Origin of the sequence: Brevundimonas sp., from assembly GCF_041648055.1 — a bacterium.
Classification (GTDB): Bacteria; Pseudomonadota; Alphaproteobacteria; order Caulobacterales; family Caulobacteraceae; genus Brevundimonas.
Genome location: NZ_JBAZPS010000003.1, coordinates 145,353 through 159,559, shown reverse-complemented (window position 1 = coordinate 159,559; position 14,207 = coordinate 145,353). Strand labels below are relative to the sequence as shown.

Below are 14,207 nucleotides of genomic sequence, written 5' to 3'. Positions count from 1 at the left end.
CTCTCGGGCGCAAGCCCCCGCGCATTGCCTCAGTCGAGCGGCGTCCAAGCCTCACCTGCAGGCAGGGACGCGAACAGAGCGTCCAGCGCCGCGTCCGTGACCCCCTCCAGCGTCTCCGGCGACCATTTCGGCGCATTGTCCTTGTCCACGATCACGGCCCGCACGCCCTCCTGGAAATCGTGTGTGCGCACCACACGACCGCCCAGGGCGTATTCCATGGCCATGTTGTCGGCGAAGTCGGTCAGCGTCGCCCCGGTCCGGATCTGACGCAGCGAGACCTTCAGCGACTGCGGCGACTTGGTCTTCAGCGTGGCCAGCTGCGCCAGCGCCCAGTCCGACCCATCGGCCTCCAGGGCAGCGAAGATGTCCTCGACGGTGTCGAAGGCGAACAGCCGATCGATGGCCTCCAGATGCGCCTCGATCGGGGCCTCGCCCGCATCGTCCTCCAGCCCGTCCGCGACATCGACCGGGTGCGCAGGATCCGCCGACAGGATGGCGCGGAACGCCTCCAGCGCATCGCTGGGTAGATAATGGGTGTGGATACCCAGAAACACCGTATCCGCCGCCTTCAACCGCGCGCCCGTCAGCGCCAGCCAGACCCCTGTCTGACCGGGCAGCCGCGGCAGGAACCAGCCGCCGCCGACATCCGAGAACAGCCCGATGCCCGTCTCAGGCATGGCATAGGTCGTCCGCTCGGTGGCGATCCGCACCACGGCGGGCTCGGAAATGCCGACGCCTCCGCCCATGACGATGCCATCAACCAGGGCCGTAATGGGCTTGGGATAGTCGAACATCAGGTGGTTCAGCCGATACTCGGTCTTGAAGAAGGCCTTGGCCTCGGACGCATCCCCCGCCCCGCTCTCGGCGATCATCCGAATGTCGCCCCCGGCACAGAACCCCCGCACGCCCGCATGGTCGATCAGCACCGACTTGACCGCATCGTCCTCGCGCCAGTCCAGCAGCGCCCGCGTCATCGCCTCGCACATGCCCCGGTTTAGCGCATGCAGCGCCTTGGGCCGGTTCAAGGTGATGATCCCCACGCCAGAGGCGACGCGGGTCAGGATTTCGGGTTCAGAGGTCACGGACGGCCTTTCGTACGGGCGGCTTCAAAATCATCAAGCCCGGCAGTAGGGAGGTGCAGGATGTCGTCGGGTTCAAACAGGAATACTGCGGGCCTGGCGGTATACAGCTCTGCCGCCACATTCTGCAGCGCCAGATAGAGCGCCTGTACGGAGTCTACGCCATAAGCTCGCGCAATCCGGACTTCGCGTTGCGGCCACTCGATCTCATATTCACAGCTCCAACCGCCCCGTGGATCCGGTACCGGTATACGCCAACGGACCGGAACCGGATGGACCTCTCCGTCGCGATGGGTGTGGTAGGTTCGCTCGCAAACGACTGAAGATTTCACTGACGCATCATCTCGCGTGCCGTGATCACCCGCATGATCTCATTGGTGCCCTCAAGAATACGGTGCACCCGCAAATCCCGCACGATCCGCTCCAGTGGATAGTCCTTCAGATAGCCATAGCCGCCGTGCAGTTGCAGGGCCTCGTCCGCGATCTGGAAACAGACGTCGGTAGCGAACCGCTTGGCCATGGCGCACCATTTGGTCTTTTCCGGATGATCGGTGTCGATGGCCCATGCTCCGCGCAGGACCAGCAGCCGCGCCGCCTCCAGCTGCGTCGCCATGTCGGCCAGCTTGAACTGGGTGTTCTGGAACTCGGCCAGCGCCTTGCCGAACTGCTTGCGGCTGGCGACGTATTCCAGGGCCGTCTCCAACGCCAGACGCGCCCCGCCCAGCGAACATGCGGCGATATTCAGCCGCCCGCCGTCCAGCCCCATCATGGCATAGCGGAAACCGTCGCCTTCCTGGCCCAGCAGGTTGGCCGCCGGCACGCGGCAATCGTCGAACTGGACGATGGCTGTCGGCTGACTGTTCCAGCCCATCTTCTTTTCCTGGGCCCCGAACGATAGCCCGGGCGTGCCCAGATCGACGACAAAGGCCGAAATGCCCTTGGCCCCCGGCTCTCCGGTGCGGGCCATGACGACATAGACGTCCGACGTTCCAGCCCCCGAGATGAAGGCCTTGGAGCCGTTCAGCACATAATGATCGCCGTCCAGCCGGGCCTTCGTGCGCATGGCGGCCGCATCCGACCCCGAGCCGGGTTCGGTCAGGCAGTAGCTGGCGATCTTCTCCATCGACACCAGCGACGGCACATACCGGCCCCTCAGGTCGTCGGAGCCGAACCTGTCGATCATCCACGTCGCCATGTTGTGGATCGAGATAAAGGCCGCGGTCGACACATCGCCGCGCGACAGCTCCTCGAAGATCACCGCCGCCTCGACGCGGCCCAGCGCCATCCCGCCGTGCTCCTCGCCGGTATAGATGCCGCAGAACCCCATCTCGGCGGCCTGACGCATCGTGTCGACGGGGAAGGTCTTGGTCTCGTCCCACTCCGCGCTGTGCGGGGCCAGTTCGGCCTCGGCAAAGGCCCGCGCTGCATCCTGAATGGCGCGCTGATCGTCGTTGAGGGCGAAATCCATGAAGCGTTCCCTTGGTGTTTTCGAGCCTTCTAACGCCTTCCCTCTCCCGGCGGGAGAGGGCTTGAGCGCGCGGCGGCGCAGCCGTCGTCCTTGCGCGCCACCTTCTCCCAACGGGTGAAGGAAGCTAAGGGGAGGCATGACCCAGCCTTTCGCGCCCGCCGCCTTCCCCTACGCCCGTCCGCGCCGCCTGCGCTCGAGCCCTTGGGTGCGTCGTCTGGTCGCCGAGACAACCCTGACCCCCGCCGACCTGATCTGGCCCCTGATCGTCCATGACGGGGCTGACGACCGCATCCCCGTCGCCTCCATGCCCGGCGTCTTCCGCCTGTCGCCCGGGGCTGCGGCCGAGGCGGCCAAAGAGGCGCACGGCCTGGGCATCCCCATGGTCGCGCTGTTCCCCAATATCGACGGTGCGATCAAGGACGCGGTCGGCACCGGCGCGACCGATCCCGACGGCCTGATCCCCGACTGCATCAGGGCCATCAAGGATGCGGTGCCGGACATCGGCGTCATGACCGACGTGGCGCTGGACTGCTACACCGACCACGGCCACGACGGCGTGGTCGAGGACGGGCGGGTGCTGAACGACGCCTCGCTGGAGCGGCTGGCCGAGCAGGCCTTCATCCACGCCCATGCCGGGGCCGACGTCGTGGCCCCCTCCGACATGATGGATGGCCGCGTCCAGGCCATCCGCGAGGCGCTGGAGGCCAACGGCCTGCACGACACCATGATCCTGTCCTATGCGGCCAAATTCGCCTCGGCCTTCTACGGCCCCTACCGCGACGCCGTCGGCTCGGCCGCCATGCTGGTCGGCGACAAGAAGACCTATCAGATGGACTATGCCAACTCCGACGAGGCCCTGCGCGAAGTCGCCATGGACATCTCCGAGGGGGCCGACGCCGTCATGGTCAAGCCCGGCATGCCCTATCTGGACATCGTCCGCCGGGTCCACGAGACCTTCCGCGTCCCGACGTTCGCCTATCAGGTCAGCGGCGAATATTCGATGATGCAGGCTTCCATCGCCAACGGCTGGCTGGACCAGGACCGCGCCATCCTGGAAACCCTGCACGGCTTCAAGCGGGCGGGCTGTGCGGGGGTGCTGACGTACTTTGCCCCTCAGGCGGCGCGGCTGCTGGGTTAGAGCCTATCGATCATCAATCTTGAAGTCTGGGAGGTTGAGCCGATTTTTGGCGTCCTCGAACGCGCTCTTATTCAAAGGGCCTACGATGCGTTCGGGATTACGGCCGTAGGCGCCAGCCTCCTCTGGCACACGAGCGAAATAGAAGTACTCCAATCGCCCCTCAGATCGACGTGCAACAACGACATGGATTGCGTCGGCACCCGCCGCAACCAAGTCTGGACCGGGAAGGCCATCTATAGCGCAACCCCCATTCGGGCCTCCCGAACAGCGGTAAAGCGCACGTTCCACGGAATCAGGAAGTTCCTGCACATAGAAGGGATGACTGACTTCCTGGCTAGCTTGGCCGCACGCGGCAACCACGCAAGTAATGAGCGCCAGCATTTGTACAGGACAGCGGTCTCATATCGTTGCGCTCCACCCGTCGAACCCCACCTCCACATTGTCCGGCACCACGGCCTTCAGCGCCGCATAGTCCAGGTCCAGGTGCAGATTGGTCAGCACCGCCCGCTTGACCCCTGATCGCGCGATCCAGTCCAGGGACTTGTCCACGTGGGCGTGGGTCGGATGGGGCGTCCAGCGCAGGGCGTCGACGATCCACAGGTCGCAGCCGCGCACGGCCTCCAGCGCCGCCTCGTCCAGATCGGACACGTCGCTGGAATAGGCCACCGGCCCGACGCGATAGCCGACCGAGCGGATGGGCCCGTGCGCCTGATCGAAGGTCACGACCGGCACCTCGCCGCCTGCGCCGCCCAACGCCCAGTGCTGGCCATGCGGGGGGATCAGGTGCGCGTCCAGAATGGCCGGATAGCCCTCGACGCTCTCGAAGATATAGCCGAACCGGCTGGTCAGCGCGTCCATCGTCGCCTGGTCCATCCAGGCCGGAATACGCCGCCGGGTGCGCATGGCGAAGACCCTCAGGTCGTCGATGCCGTGGGTCTGGTCCGCGTGGTCGTGGGTATAGAGGACGGCATCCACATGCCGGATGCCCGCCGCCAAGGCCTGTTCCCTCAAATCCGGCGAGGTGTCGATCAGGACGCTGGTCACACCCTCCGGCCCGTGCCGCCGGATCAGGGCCGAGCAGCGGCTGCGGCGGTTCTTCGGCTCGGCTGGATTGCAGTCGCCCCAGTCGCCGTCCCCGCGCGGCACCCCGCCCGATGATCCGCTGCCCAGGATGACGACTTCCAGCTCGCTCATGTGCCGGCAGGCCTCGGAATGCGATCGAACAGGGTGAAGAAGGCGTCCGTCGTGCGCGCCTCGGCCTCCTCACGCGACCAGCCCCGGATCTCGGCCAGTTTATCCAGCACATGGCCGACGAAGGCCGGCTCATTGCGCCGCCCCCGATGCGGTATGGGGGCCAGATAGGGGCAGTCGGTCTCCACGATGATCCGGTCCGCCGGCATGGCCGCGATCACCGCGCGCACATCACCTGCCGCCTTGAACGTTGCGATGCCGGAGACGGAGAACCACGCCCCCAGTTCTGCTGCCTTTTCCGCCAGTTCTGCGCCGGACGTGTAGCAGTGCATCAGGAACCGGAACGGCCCGATGGCCATCTCCTCCTCCAGAATATCGCCCATCACCGAATCCGCCTCGCGCGTATGCACCACCAGCGGCAGGCCTGTCTGGCGCGCCGCGGCGATATGCTGGCGAAACACCGCCGCCTGCACATCTCGCGGGCTGAAGTCGTAGTAGAAATCCAGCCCGCACTCGCCGATCCCGACCACCCGGTCCCGCCTGGCCAGCTCGACCAGCCGTGCCGCCGTCAGGTCCGTATGATCCTTTGCCTCGTGCGGATGCGCCCCAACCGTGCACCAGATGTCCGGATGCGCCATCGCCAGGCCATGCGTCGCCTCGAAGGTCGACAGCTTATCGGAAATCTCGACCATCACCCCGACCCCCGCCACGCGCGCCCGCGCGATTACGTCGTCGCGGTCCTCGTCGAACTGCGGCGCATGCAGGTTCACATGGCTGTCGATCAGCATCAGCGCGCCCCTGCCTGTGTCTTCGTCCGCTGCAGGTCCGCCAGGGCACCCGCCAGCACATCGGCCCTGTCCAGATTGATCGCCGCCGTCCGGTCCGGCAGCTCGGATAGCCGCGTCCACAGCTCGGCCCAGCGCGCACCAGACGCGCCCTCGTTCAGCGCCCTGACCTTCACCGCCGCGATCAGCCGCTCCATCAGGGTCTCGAACCGCTCTTGCCCCTCCGCGCCCCGGAACTTGTCGGCCACCGCCATGGCCTCGGCCCGGTCCACGACGTCAGCATTGACCCAGTCCTGCGCCAGCTGATCGGCCTCCAGCGTCGCCCCGGACGCCAGGGCCAGCGCCTGTCCGGGCGATCCCGCCGCCATTCCCGCGATCCGCGCCGCTTCGGCCGAGGGCACGCCCGTTCGGTTGCGGACCAGCTCCTCCAGCGCATGTTCGGGCCAGACCGGAAAGGCCAGCCGGCGGCACCGCGAGCGGATGGTGGCCAGCAGTCGCCCCGGCGCATTGGTCACCAGAAACAGCACACCGCTCTCAGGCGGCTCCTCAAGAACCTTCAGCAAGGCATTGGCGGCATTCAGGTTCAGATCGTCTGCGGCGTCGATGATGGCCACCCGCGCCTGGGCCTGCGACGGGCTCTTGGAGAAGAACTCCGGCAGGTCCCGCGCCTGATCGACCGAGATCGACTTCTTGGTCTTGCCGCCCTCCACCGCCCGCTCCAGCACCAGCAGGTCGGGATGGGACTGGGCAGAGATCAGGCGCGCCACCGGATCGTCCGGCCGCGTTCCGAGCAGGCCCCGCGATGGATCGGGTGCCGCTCCCAGCAGCCGCCGCGCGGCGCGATAGGCAAACGTCGCCTTGCCCGATCCCTCGACCCCGCACAGCAGCCAGGCGTGATGCAACCGCCCACGCGACTGGGCATCCAGAAACGCGGCCTCCGCCGCCGCATCGGGGATCAGGTCGAACCGGTCGCGCGCATGCTCGCTCACAGCAGCCGCCCCTCGACAGCGGCCCAGACCCGTTCCGTCACCGTATCCATGTCGCCATCGGCGTCGATGACGACACAGCGATCATGCGTCCGGGCGATCTCCAGAAAGCCGCTGCGCAACCGCTCGTGAAACGCCAGTCCCTTGGATTCGAACCGCGTCTCGAACAGACCCCTGCCGAACGCCCGCTCCAGCCCCACCTCGACCGGCAGGTCGAACACCAGCGTCAGGTCCGGCTGGGTCGCGCCCACCACACTGGCGTCCAGCGCCTCGATGAAGTCGGCCGGCGTGCCGCCCCCCACCCCCTGATAGGCCCGACTGGAATCGGCGAACCGGTCACAGACCACCCACCGCCCGGCCTCCAGCGCGGGCCGCACGGTCCGCTCCAGATGGTCCGACCGCGCCGCGAACATCAGCAGCGTCTCGGTCATCGGCGACCAGCGCCCGGCGTCGCCGTTCAGGGCCAGGTTGCGGATTTCCTCTGCCCCTTGCGACCCACCCGGCTCGCGCGTCTGCACGACCTCCAGATCGCGCGCGCGCAGCCGTTCGACCAGGCGCGCGACCTGGGTCGACTTGCCGGTGCCTTCGCCGCCTTCGAATGTGATGAATCTGCCCTGGGTCACCGGCGCACAATGGCGACGCCGGGCGTCTTCGCAAGCTTTACTGCGCCGATATCAACAGGGCGTCGGGATAGCCGCGCGATATCACCGCCCGCCGCGACCGTTCCGCCGCACTGGCGTCGGGCCAGGGCCCCACCAGCACCCGCCAGGCCCCGCCCGCATCCTGCTCGACCCGGGCGCTGCCGCCCAGGGTTTCCGCCGCCCGCCGCGCCGCCCGCGCATCGGCCCAGGCCCCCGCCTGAACCCACTGGCCCGCCATTTGCGATGGCACTGTCGGGGCCCTGACTACAGGGGCCGGAGCCTCATACCGCACGGGTTCAGATACCGGGGCCGCAGTCACCGCACCCTCCCCGCCTGCGACCGACAGATAGGGCACCGGCCCGCGCAAGGCCGTCGGACCCGCCGCCACCGGCTCGGCCGCCGCATACTGCATCGTCGTGCCGCCACCCTCGCGCGGGGCCCGGCCCAGATAGCGCACCCGCACCTCGCCCACGCCGCGCTGCAACAGGTCCAGCGCCTCGGCCGCCCCGCGCGACAGATCGATGATCCGCCCTTCCGCGAACGGCCCGCGATCGTTGACCCGCACCACGATGCGCCTGCCATTGGCCAGGTTCGTCACCTCCACCAGCCCGGGCAGCGGCAGGGTCTTGTGGGCGGCGGTCAGAGCATGCATGTCGAACCGCTCGCCCGTCGCCGTCGGCCGCCCGTTGAACTGAGCCCCGTACCAGGACGCCAGCCCCGTCTCGTCATAGTTCGGCTGCTCCTCGGGCCGGTACCACCGCCCCCGGATCTGATAGGGGCGCATGGTCCCCGATACGATCGGCGCCGGATCGGTCACCACAGGCATCCGCCCCGCATCGGCCAGCCGACCGCCACCAATCCCGCCTGACGACGCCCCACTGGCGCACGCCGCCAGCAGCGACATCACCGCCGCCACGACCAGACCCTTCGCAATCCTCGCCGTCACCGCGCCGCTCCCGCATCACACTCAGGCGGTCAGTATCGGAGAACAGATTTCCGCTTTGGTTAACGCATCCTTCTGCGCTATGTCGCCGGTCCGCACGGTGCATGGCTCTGACAGGCCTGCCGTCGATCAGGAAGTGTGGCCGAGTGGTTTAAGGCACTGGTCTTGAAAACCAGCGACGGTGAGAGCCGTCCGTGGGTTCGAATCCCACCGCTTCCGCCAGTCACCCCGAACCCTTTGCCGCGACCGGCATTTAAAGGCTTCACGGGAGAGACGACATGGCCGCGCGACCCACTTGGCAGGGACATCTGAAGCTGTCGCTGGTCACCTGTCCGGTGGCGCTGTTCACCGCGACGACCAGCACGAACGACGTGCGCTTTCACCTGATCAATCCCGAGACCAACAACCGCATCCGCATGGTGCCGACCGATCCCGACACCGGCCCGGTCGAGCGCAGCGACCTGGTGCGCGGCTATGAGGTGTCCAAGGACGAATACGTCCTGTTCGACGACGCCGACTTCGACAAGGTGAAGCTGGAGAGTACCAAGACCATCTCCATCGACAAGTTCGTGGACGAGGCCGACATCGACCGGCTGTTCTGGGATTCCCCCTTCTTCGTCGTCCCCGAAAAGGGCGCAGGCGTCGAGGCCTTTGCCGTCATCCGCGACGCCATGAAGAAACAGGGCAAGGTGGCGCTGGGCTGTCTGGTGCTGCGCGGCAAGGAGCGCCAACTGGCCCTGGAGGTGCGGGGCAAGGGGCTGGTCGCCTACACCCTGCGGGCCCATGACGAGGTGCGCGACGCCGCCGACTATTTCGACGACATCCCGACGGTGAAGGCCGATGCCGACATGGTCGAGATCGCCGCCCGGATCATCGGCCAGAAGGAGGCCGACTTCGACGCCTCGGACTTCAAGGACCGCTACGACGACGCCCTGCGCGACATGATCGCGGCCAAGACCAAGGGCGGCAAGGGCACGGTCGATGTCGCCGAACCCGACGACACCAATGTCATCGACCTGATGGCGGCCCTGAAGAACAGCCTCAAGGGATCAGCCACCGGGACCCGGAAGGCCGCTCCGAAAAAGACGCCCGCCGGGAAGTCTCCAGCCAAAAAGACGGCGGCCCGCAAGAAGACCGCCGCCTGATCGCCTTCAGCAGGCCTCGACGACCGGCACGGCCCGCGTCTCGCGCCGCATCAGCAGCAGGATCAGTACAAGTCCGGATATCGCCATGGCGGCACCCGACAGTGCGACAGCTGGATAGCCCAGACCGGCGCTGATCACGGCACCGCCGAGGGCCGCGCCGATGGCGTTGCCCAGGTTGAAGGCGCCGATGTTCATCGCCGAGGCCAGGTTGGGCGCGTCGGAGGCCGCAGCCATCACGCGCATCTGCAGCGGCGGGACTAGGGCGAAGCTGGCGACACCCCACAGGAAGATCAGGGGCGCCGCGACAAACGCCCACGGCATCAGCGCGGCGAAGGCGATCAACAGCACCGCGAGTGCGACCAGGGTCACCACCAGGGTTCGATCCACCGACTTGTCCGCAAATCTCCCACCCAGCCAGTTGCCGAGCGTCAGACCCAGTCCGTAGACAACCAGCATGGCGGTCACGAAGGCCGTCGTCGCCTGGGTCTTCTCTGTCAGGATGGGGGCGATGTAGGTGAAGACCGTGAACATCGCGCTGGAACCCAGCACCGTCAGGGCCAGGGCCGCCAGGACGGGTCCCCGCGTCAACACCGCCAGTTCGGCCTTCATGGACCCGCCGTCGGTGGCGGCCGCGACCGCGCCCTTGGGCAGGGTCAGCGCCAGGGCGATCATGGCAAGTGCGCCCAGTCCCGCGATCCCCCAGAAGGACGCCCGCCAGCCCAGCACATCGCCGGCCCATGCCGCCAGCGGTACCCCGGTCACATTGGCAAGGGTCAGGCCCATGAACATGGCTGCGACGGCCCCCGCCCGCCGGTTCGGAGCCACGACACTGGCCGCCACGATGGCACCGACGCCGAAGAAGGCCCCATGGTTGAAGGAGGTCAGGACCCGCGCCGCCATCAGGGTCAAGTAGTCCGGTGCGATGGCCGACAGCAGATTCCCCAGGGTGAAGATACCCATCAGCCCGACCAGCAGCGTCCTTCGCGCGACCCTGCCCGTCGTCAATGTCATGAGCGGAGCGCCGATCAGCACCCCGAAGGCGTAGGCGCTGACCAACAGCCCTGCCGCCGGAATCGAGACGCCGAGATCCCCGGCCATGACCGGCAGAAGACCCATCGGCGCAAACTCTGTCACGCCGATGCCGAAGGCACCGACCGCCAGTGCCAGGAGAGGAGGATTGAGTTTCATGAGAGGCTCTGTGGAGAGGAATTTTGTCACCACCAGATGGAATGAAGACCTGATCGCTACTAGATGGCCCCAGGGACCAACATCTGTGATCTGGACGCAAAGATGAGGCATGGAGAGACCGACCGCACCGGCGAGCTGGAGATTTTCGCCATTGTTGCCGACACGGGCAGCTTCTCTGCTGCCGCCCGCAGTCTCGATCTGACTCCCTCGGCGGTCAGCCGCACCATCGCCCGCATCGAGGCCCGCCTGGGCGTCCGTCTGATCCTGCGCACCACCCGCAGCCTGGCCCTGACGGCGGAGGGCCAGAGCTATCTTTCGGCAGCAAGGCGGATCCTCGCCGACCTGAACGATGCCGAACAGGCGATCTCGGATCAGGGCGCACCGCGCGGGCGCGTTCGGGTCAGCGCCGCCCTGGGTCATGGCCGGCTCTGTATCGTGCCCCTTCTGGGTGAATTCGTCGCGCGGTACCCCGGCATTCTGGTGGACATCAATCTGACCGATGCGGTCGTGGATGTCGCCGCCGGCCAAGCCGATGTGGCGATCCGCTTCGGGCCGCTTGCCGACAGCCCGCTGACGGCCCGCCGTATCGGCGAAACCGGCCGCATGGTGGTGGCCTCCCCTGCCTATCTGGCCGCACGGGGCACGCCGCTGACGCCCGACGATCTGCATGACCACAACTGTCTGAATTTCAATTTCCGGCGCGCCGAACCGGTCTGGCCTTTTATCGAGAGCGGTCAGGCGCGCGCCCTGGCCGTGCAGGGCAATATCGAAGCCAACAACGGTGAGACCCTGGTCCAGCTGGCGCTTCAGGGCGTCGGCATCGCCCGGGTGGGCGCGTTCAATGTGGTCGCCGACGTGGCGTCGGGTCGGCTGGTGCCGCTTCTGGAGGCCTTCAATCCGGGAGATCGTGAGCCCATCCACGCCGTCTTTGCGGGCGGAGCCAATATGCCGGCCCGTGTCCGCGTCTTCATCGACTATCTGGTCGAACGGCTGCGCTGACGCCTCAATCGATGCTCATCCGCTTCAGGGCCGGCCTCAGGCTTGCAGCCTCTTCCCTGAAGCCCTTCCACGGATCGGCTTTCTTCAGCAGGCCCTCATATGTCCACAGATTGAAGGCCGACGGGTCCAGCCCGGCCCGGACCTGACCCCAGGACAGGGGATAGGCAATGCCCGCTCCCGGTCTGGCGCGCGGCGACCAGGGGGCCACGGCCGTCGCCATCCGGCCGTTCCTCAGATAGTCGATGAAGATCTTTCCGCCCCGTGCCTTCTTGGCCAGGGTGGTGGTGAAGCGGTCGGGAGCGTCGATCCTGATTGCCTCGGACACCGCCTTGGCGAAGGCCTTGTTCTGATCCCAGGTCACGCGGCTGCGGGCGTCCGTCTTGATCGGCACCACGACGTGCAGGCCCTTGCCGCCGGTGGTCTTCACGAACGGCTTGAGCCCCAGGTCTTCCAGCTTCGCCTTCACGACCTTCGACGCGACGATCACGTCGCCGAAGTCCAGCCCCTCGTCGGGGTCCAGATCGAACGTGATCTGGTCCGGCACTTCCGGCTGGCCCGGCGCACAGCCCCAGGGGTGAAGTTCCAACCCACCCGATTGTCCGATCGCCACCAGCCCGCCGACATCGACGGCGGCGACATAGGGCGTGCGCGCCTTGACATCGATCAGCTTCAGCCGGGGATTGGACCCGGCCATGGCGTGGCGCTGGAAGAAGGTCTCGCCCGTGATCCCGTCGGGCGCGCGGATGATCGAGGTCGGCCGGTCTGCCACGTGGGGCAGGATGCGATCGGCGGCCGCTTCGTAATAGCGTGCCAGGTCCGCCTTGGTGATCGCCGGTCGGTCGCCGACCGCGGGCCACAGCACCTTGTCCGGGCTGGAGATGGTCACGCCCGCCACGATCACCTTGCCCTTGCCCGCCTTGGGTGCGGCCTTGACCGTGGTGGTCGCCTTCTCCGTCCTTGGTGCGGACGCCTTCGCTAGGGTGATGGCCGGAGCCTGCGGGGCCTCCGTCACCTCGGCGGCGGTCTTGTCCTCGCGCAGCCCCTTGAATGCCGCCTGGCGCAGCGAGCCGCTCTCGGTATAGCCGCCGTGCTCGACCTCGGCGACCAGCACCGGCTTGACCCAGTGGATGTCCCTGGCCGCCTTGGGCGCGCCTGCGCCGGTGAAGGGGCTCTTGTTCGCCGACACCGCCTTCAAGGCGGGCACCAGCGTCTTCGTCACCGCCTCGCCATAGCCGGTGCCGACCCGGCCCAGGTAACGCAGTCCGCTCTTCTCACGCACCCCGACCAGAAGCGATCGGAACCGCGTCCCGCCTTCCGACGACCAGCCGCCGATGACCACCTCGTCACGGCCCCGGCATTTGGACTTCACCCAGCTGCTCGACCGCCCGGCATGATAGGGGGCGTCCAGCTTCTTGGAGATCACCCCTTCCAGATCCATCCGGCAGGCGCTTTCCAGCACCGCCTGGCCGGTCGAGGCGAAATGCTCGACATAGCGGAGCCGCGTTCCGGCAGTCTTGCCTACCCGGTCGACATAGGCCTGCAAACGCGCCTTGCGATGCGACAGTGGCAGCTTGCGCAAATCCTCCCCACCCTCGAACAACAGGTCAAAGGCGAAGTAGGTCAGGCCACCCGTCTTCCCGTCCGAGATCGCCGCCTGCAGGGCCGAGAAGTCCGGCATGTGATCGTCGTCCAGGGCGCACAGCTCCCCGTCGATCACCGCATCGGGCCACCCGGCCGCATCAGCCGCCAGGTCCTGAAAACGGTCGCTCCAGTCCAGACCCTTGCGTGTCCGCAGCACCGCCTTGCCGCCCCCGATTCCGACCTGAAGCCTATAGCCGTCGAACTTGATCTCATGTGCCCAGCCCGCCGCGCCGGGTGGGTGGTCCGCGACCTTGCATAGCTGGATCGGCACAAACGCAGGCGGCTTTGTCGCGCCGCTTGTCGCGGCCTTCGACGGCTTAGGCTTCGCAGGGCCCTTGCGGCCCGTCGGCTTCGACGACGTCCACTGTGCCTTGCCCTCGGCAATCTCCGCCAGCGATCGCCCCGTCGTCACCGAGGCGTCGATCTCGGCCAATGCGTCGCCCTCGCCCGCCACCGCATGCTCGTCCTTTTCCTTGAGCAGCAGCCAGTTGTTCCGTTTGGACGGCTTGCCCCGGTCGCTCTTCAGCCGGATCAGCGCCCATTTCCCTTTCAGCCGCTCGCCGTGCAGGACCATCTTGATCTGGCCCTTGGCCCAGGCCGCCTCCAGATCCGGCTCCTGCGGCTCCCAAATACCGGTGTCCCACATCTGCACCGTCCCGGCACCATAGTTGCCGTCCGGAATGGTGCCCTCGAACCCGCCATAGTCCAGCGGATGATCCTCCACCTCGACCGCCAGCCGCTTGACCGAGGTGTCCCGCGACGGAGCCTTGGTCACGGCCCAGGACTTCAGCACACCGTCCGCCTCGATGCGGAAATCATAGTGCAGCCGCGTCGCCGCATGCCGCTGGATCAGATAGGTCCGCCCCGCCTTCGCGCGCGCGGCCTTCTTGCCCTTCGGCTCCGGCGTCTCGCCGAACTTCCGCTTGGCCTGATAGGTCTTCAGTTCACCGCGCATCCCGCCGCCTCCGTCCAGTCCCAACCGTCTCAACGCGGTGGAGGAGCG

At 67.1% G+C, this 14,207-nt stretch carries 13 protein-coding genes and 1 tRNA gene; 4 read left to right on the top strand and 10 right to left on the bottom strand.

Annotation, left to right across the window (positions count from 1 at the left end; translation table 11 throughout):
* Window positions 1-29 precede the first annotated feature (29 nt).
* Genes WC585_RS08870 through WC585_RS08860 form a run of 3 tightly spaced genes read right to left on the bottom strand, consistent with a single transcriptional unit; the run spans window position 30 to window position 2,547 of the window.
* Window positions 30-1,082 (bottom strand): enoyl-CoA hydratase/isomerase family protein, encoded by a 1,053-nt coding sequence (locus WC585_RS08870; protein WP_373257457.1) that lies wholly within the window; start codon window positions 1,080-1,082, stop codon window positions 30-32.
* Window positions 1,079-1,411: a hypothetical protein gene (locus WC585_RS08865; RefSeq protein WP_373257456.1), complete on the bottom strand. Its 333-nt coding sequence runs from the start codon at window positions 1,409-1,411 to the stop codon at window positions 1,079-1,081. The genes WC585_RS08870 and WC585_RS08865 overlap by 4 nt, the downstream gene beginning before the upstream one ends.
* Window positions 1,408-2,547, bottom strand: coding sequence for an isobutyryl-CoA dehydrogenase (locus WC585_RS08860; protein WP_373257455.1), 1,140 nt, complete (start codon window positions 2,545-2,547; stop codon window positions 1,408-1,410). The genes WC585_RS08865 and WC585_RS08860 overlap by 4 nt, the downstream gene beginning before the upstream one ends.
* Before the next feature lie 136 nt (window positions 2,548-2,683).
* Here WC585_RS08860 and hemB point away from each other — a divergent pair, with 136 nt between their 5' ends.
* The gene (gene hemB / locus WC585_RS08855; RefSeq protein ID WP_373257454.1) at window positions 2,684-3,685 is read left to right on the top strand and encodes a porphobilinogen synthase; all 1,002 of its coding nucleotides are present in this window, start codon (window positions 2,684-2,686) and stop codon (window positions 3,683-3,685) included.
* Window positions 3,686-4,084: 399 nt separating this feature from the next.
* On the opposite strand, the gene WC585_RS08850 is transcribed toward hemB, so the two are convergent.
* Genes WC585_RS08850 through WC585_RS08830 form a run of 5 tightly spaced genes read right to left on the bottom strand, consistent with a single transcriptional unit; the run spans window position 4,085 to window position 8,234 of the window.
* Window positions 4,085-4,879, bottom strand: a complete 795-nt coding sequence (locus WC585_RS08850) for an MBL fold metallo-hydrolase (protein WP_373257453.1) — start codon at window positions 4,877-4,879, stop codon at window positions 4,085-4,087.
* Window positions 4,876-5,664 carry a TatD family hydrolase gene (locus WC585_RS08845; protein ID WP_373257452.1) on the bottom strand — a complete coding sequence of 263 codons (789 nt, stop codon included), beginning with the start codon at window positions 5,662-5,664 and terminating at the stop codon, window positions 4,876-4,878. Before WC585_RS08845 ends, WC585_RS08850 begins: the two co-directional genes overlap by 4 nt.
* A complete protein-coding gene (locus WC585_RS08840; RefSeq protein WP_373257451.1) occupies window positions 5,664-6,650 on the bottom strand; it encodes a DNA polymerase III subunit delta' in 987 nt (328 codons plus the stop codon). The genes WC585_RS08845 and WC585_RS08840 overlap by 1 nt, the downstream gene beginning before the upstream one ends.
* On the bottom strand, window positions 6,647-7,270 hold the full coding sequence (tmk, locus tag WC585_RS08835; protein ID WP_373257449.1) for a dTMP kinase: 624 nt from the start codon (window positions 7,268-7,270) through the stop codon (window positions 6,647-6,649). The genes WC585_RS08840 and tmk overlap by 4 nt, the downstream gene beginning before the upstream one ends.
* A gap of 37 nt (window positions 7,271-7,307) precedes the next feature.
* On the bottom strand, window positions 7,308-8,234 hold the full coding sequence (locus tag WC585_RS08830) for a septal ring lytic transglycosylase RlpA family protein (protein WP_373257448.1): 927 nt from the start codon (window positions 8,232-8,234) through the stop codon (window positions 7,308-7,310).
* Between the two features lie 129 nt (window positions 8,235-8,363).
* Between WC585_RS08830 and WC585_RS08825 the strand changes: the two genes are divergently transcribed.
* Both WC585_RS08825 and WC585_RS08820 read left to right on the top strand, forming a co-directional pair.
* A tRNA-Ser gene (locus WC585_RS08825) sits at window positions 8,364-8,453 on the top strand.
* A gap of 56 nt (window positions 8,454-8,509) precedes the next feature.
* Window positions 8,510-9,376: a Ku protein gene (locus WC585_RS08820; RefSeq protein WP_373257447.1), complete on the top strand. Its 867-nt coding sequence runs from the start codon at window positions 8,510-8,512 to the stop codon at window positions 9,374-9,376.
* Window positions 9,377-9,382: 6 nt separating this feature from the next.
* Here WC585_RS08820 and WC585_RS08815 read toward each other — a convergent pair whose 3' ends face one another.
* The gene (locus WC585_RS08815; RefSeq protein WP_373257446.1) at window positions 9,383-10,564 is read right to left on the bottom strand and encodes an MFS transporter; all 1,182 of its coding nucleotides are present in this window, start codon (window positions 10,562-10,564) and stop codon (window positions 9,383-9,385) included.
* A 63-nt stretch (window positions 10,565-10,627) separates the two neighbouring features.
* Here WC585_RS08815 and WC585_RS08810 point away from each other — a divergent pair, with 63 nt between their 5' ends.
* Window positions 10,628-11,563: a LysR family transcriptional regulator gene (locus WC585_RS08810; protein ID WP_373257444.1), complete on the top strand. Its 936-nt coding sequence runs from the start codon at window positions 10,628-10,630 to the stop codon at window positions 11,561-11,563.
* Between the two features lie 4 nt (window positions 11,564-11,567).
* Here WC585_RS08810 and ligD read toward each other — a convergent pair whose 3' ends face one another.
* On the bottom strand, window positions 11,568-14,159 hold the full coding sequence (gene ligD / locus WC585_RS08805) for a DNA ligase D (RefSeq protein ID WP_373257442.1): 2,592 nt from the start codon (window positions 14,157-14,159) through the stop codon (window positions 11,568-11,570).
* Window positions 14,160-14,207 lie beyond the last annotated feature (48 nt).

What these genes read in the sequence shown, in the direction of transcription:
- WC585_RS08860 (WP_373257455.1), bottom strand. Translation starts at nt 2,547, where the DNA reads ATGGATTTCGCCCTCAACGACGATCAGCGCGCCATTCAGGATGCAGCG.
- hemB (WP_373257454.1), top strand. Translation starts at nt 2,684, where the DNA reads ATGACCCAGCCTTTCGCGCCCGCCGCCTTCCCCTACGCCCGTCCGCGC.
- WC585_RS08850 (WP_373257453.1), bottom strand. Translation starts at nt 4,879, where the DNA reads ATGAGCGAGCTGGAAGTCGTCATCCTGGGCAGCGGATCATCGGGCGGG.
- WC585_RS08845 (WP_373257452.1), bottom strand. Translation starts at nt 5,664, where the DNA reads ATGCTGATCGACAGCCATGTGAACCTGCATGCGCCGCAGTTCGACGAG.
- WC585_RS08820 (WP_373257447.1), top strand. Translation starts at nt 8,510, where the DNA reads ATGGCCGCGCGACCCACTTGGCAGGGACATCTGAAGCTGTCGCTGGTC.
- WC585_RS08815 (WP_373257446.1), bottom strand. Translation starts at nt 10,564, where the DNA reads ATGAAACTCAATCCTCCTCTCCTGGCACTGGCGGTCGGTGCCTTCGGC.
- WC585_RS08810 (WP_373257444.1), top strand. Translation starts at nt 10,628, where the DNA reads ATGGCCCCAGGGACCAACATCTGTGATCTGGACGCAAAGATGAGGCAT.
- ligD (WP_373257442.1), bottom strand. Translation starts at nt 14,159, where the DNA reads ATGCGCGGTGAACTGAAGACCTATCAGGCCAAGCGGAAGTTCGGCGAG.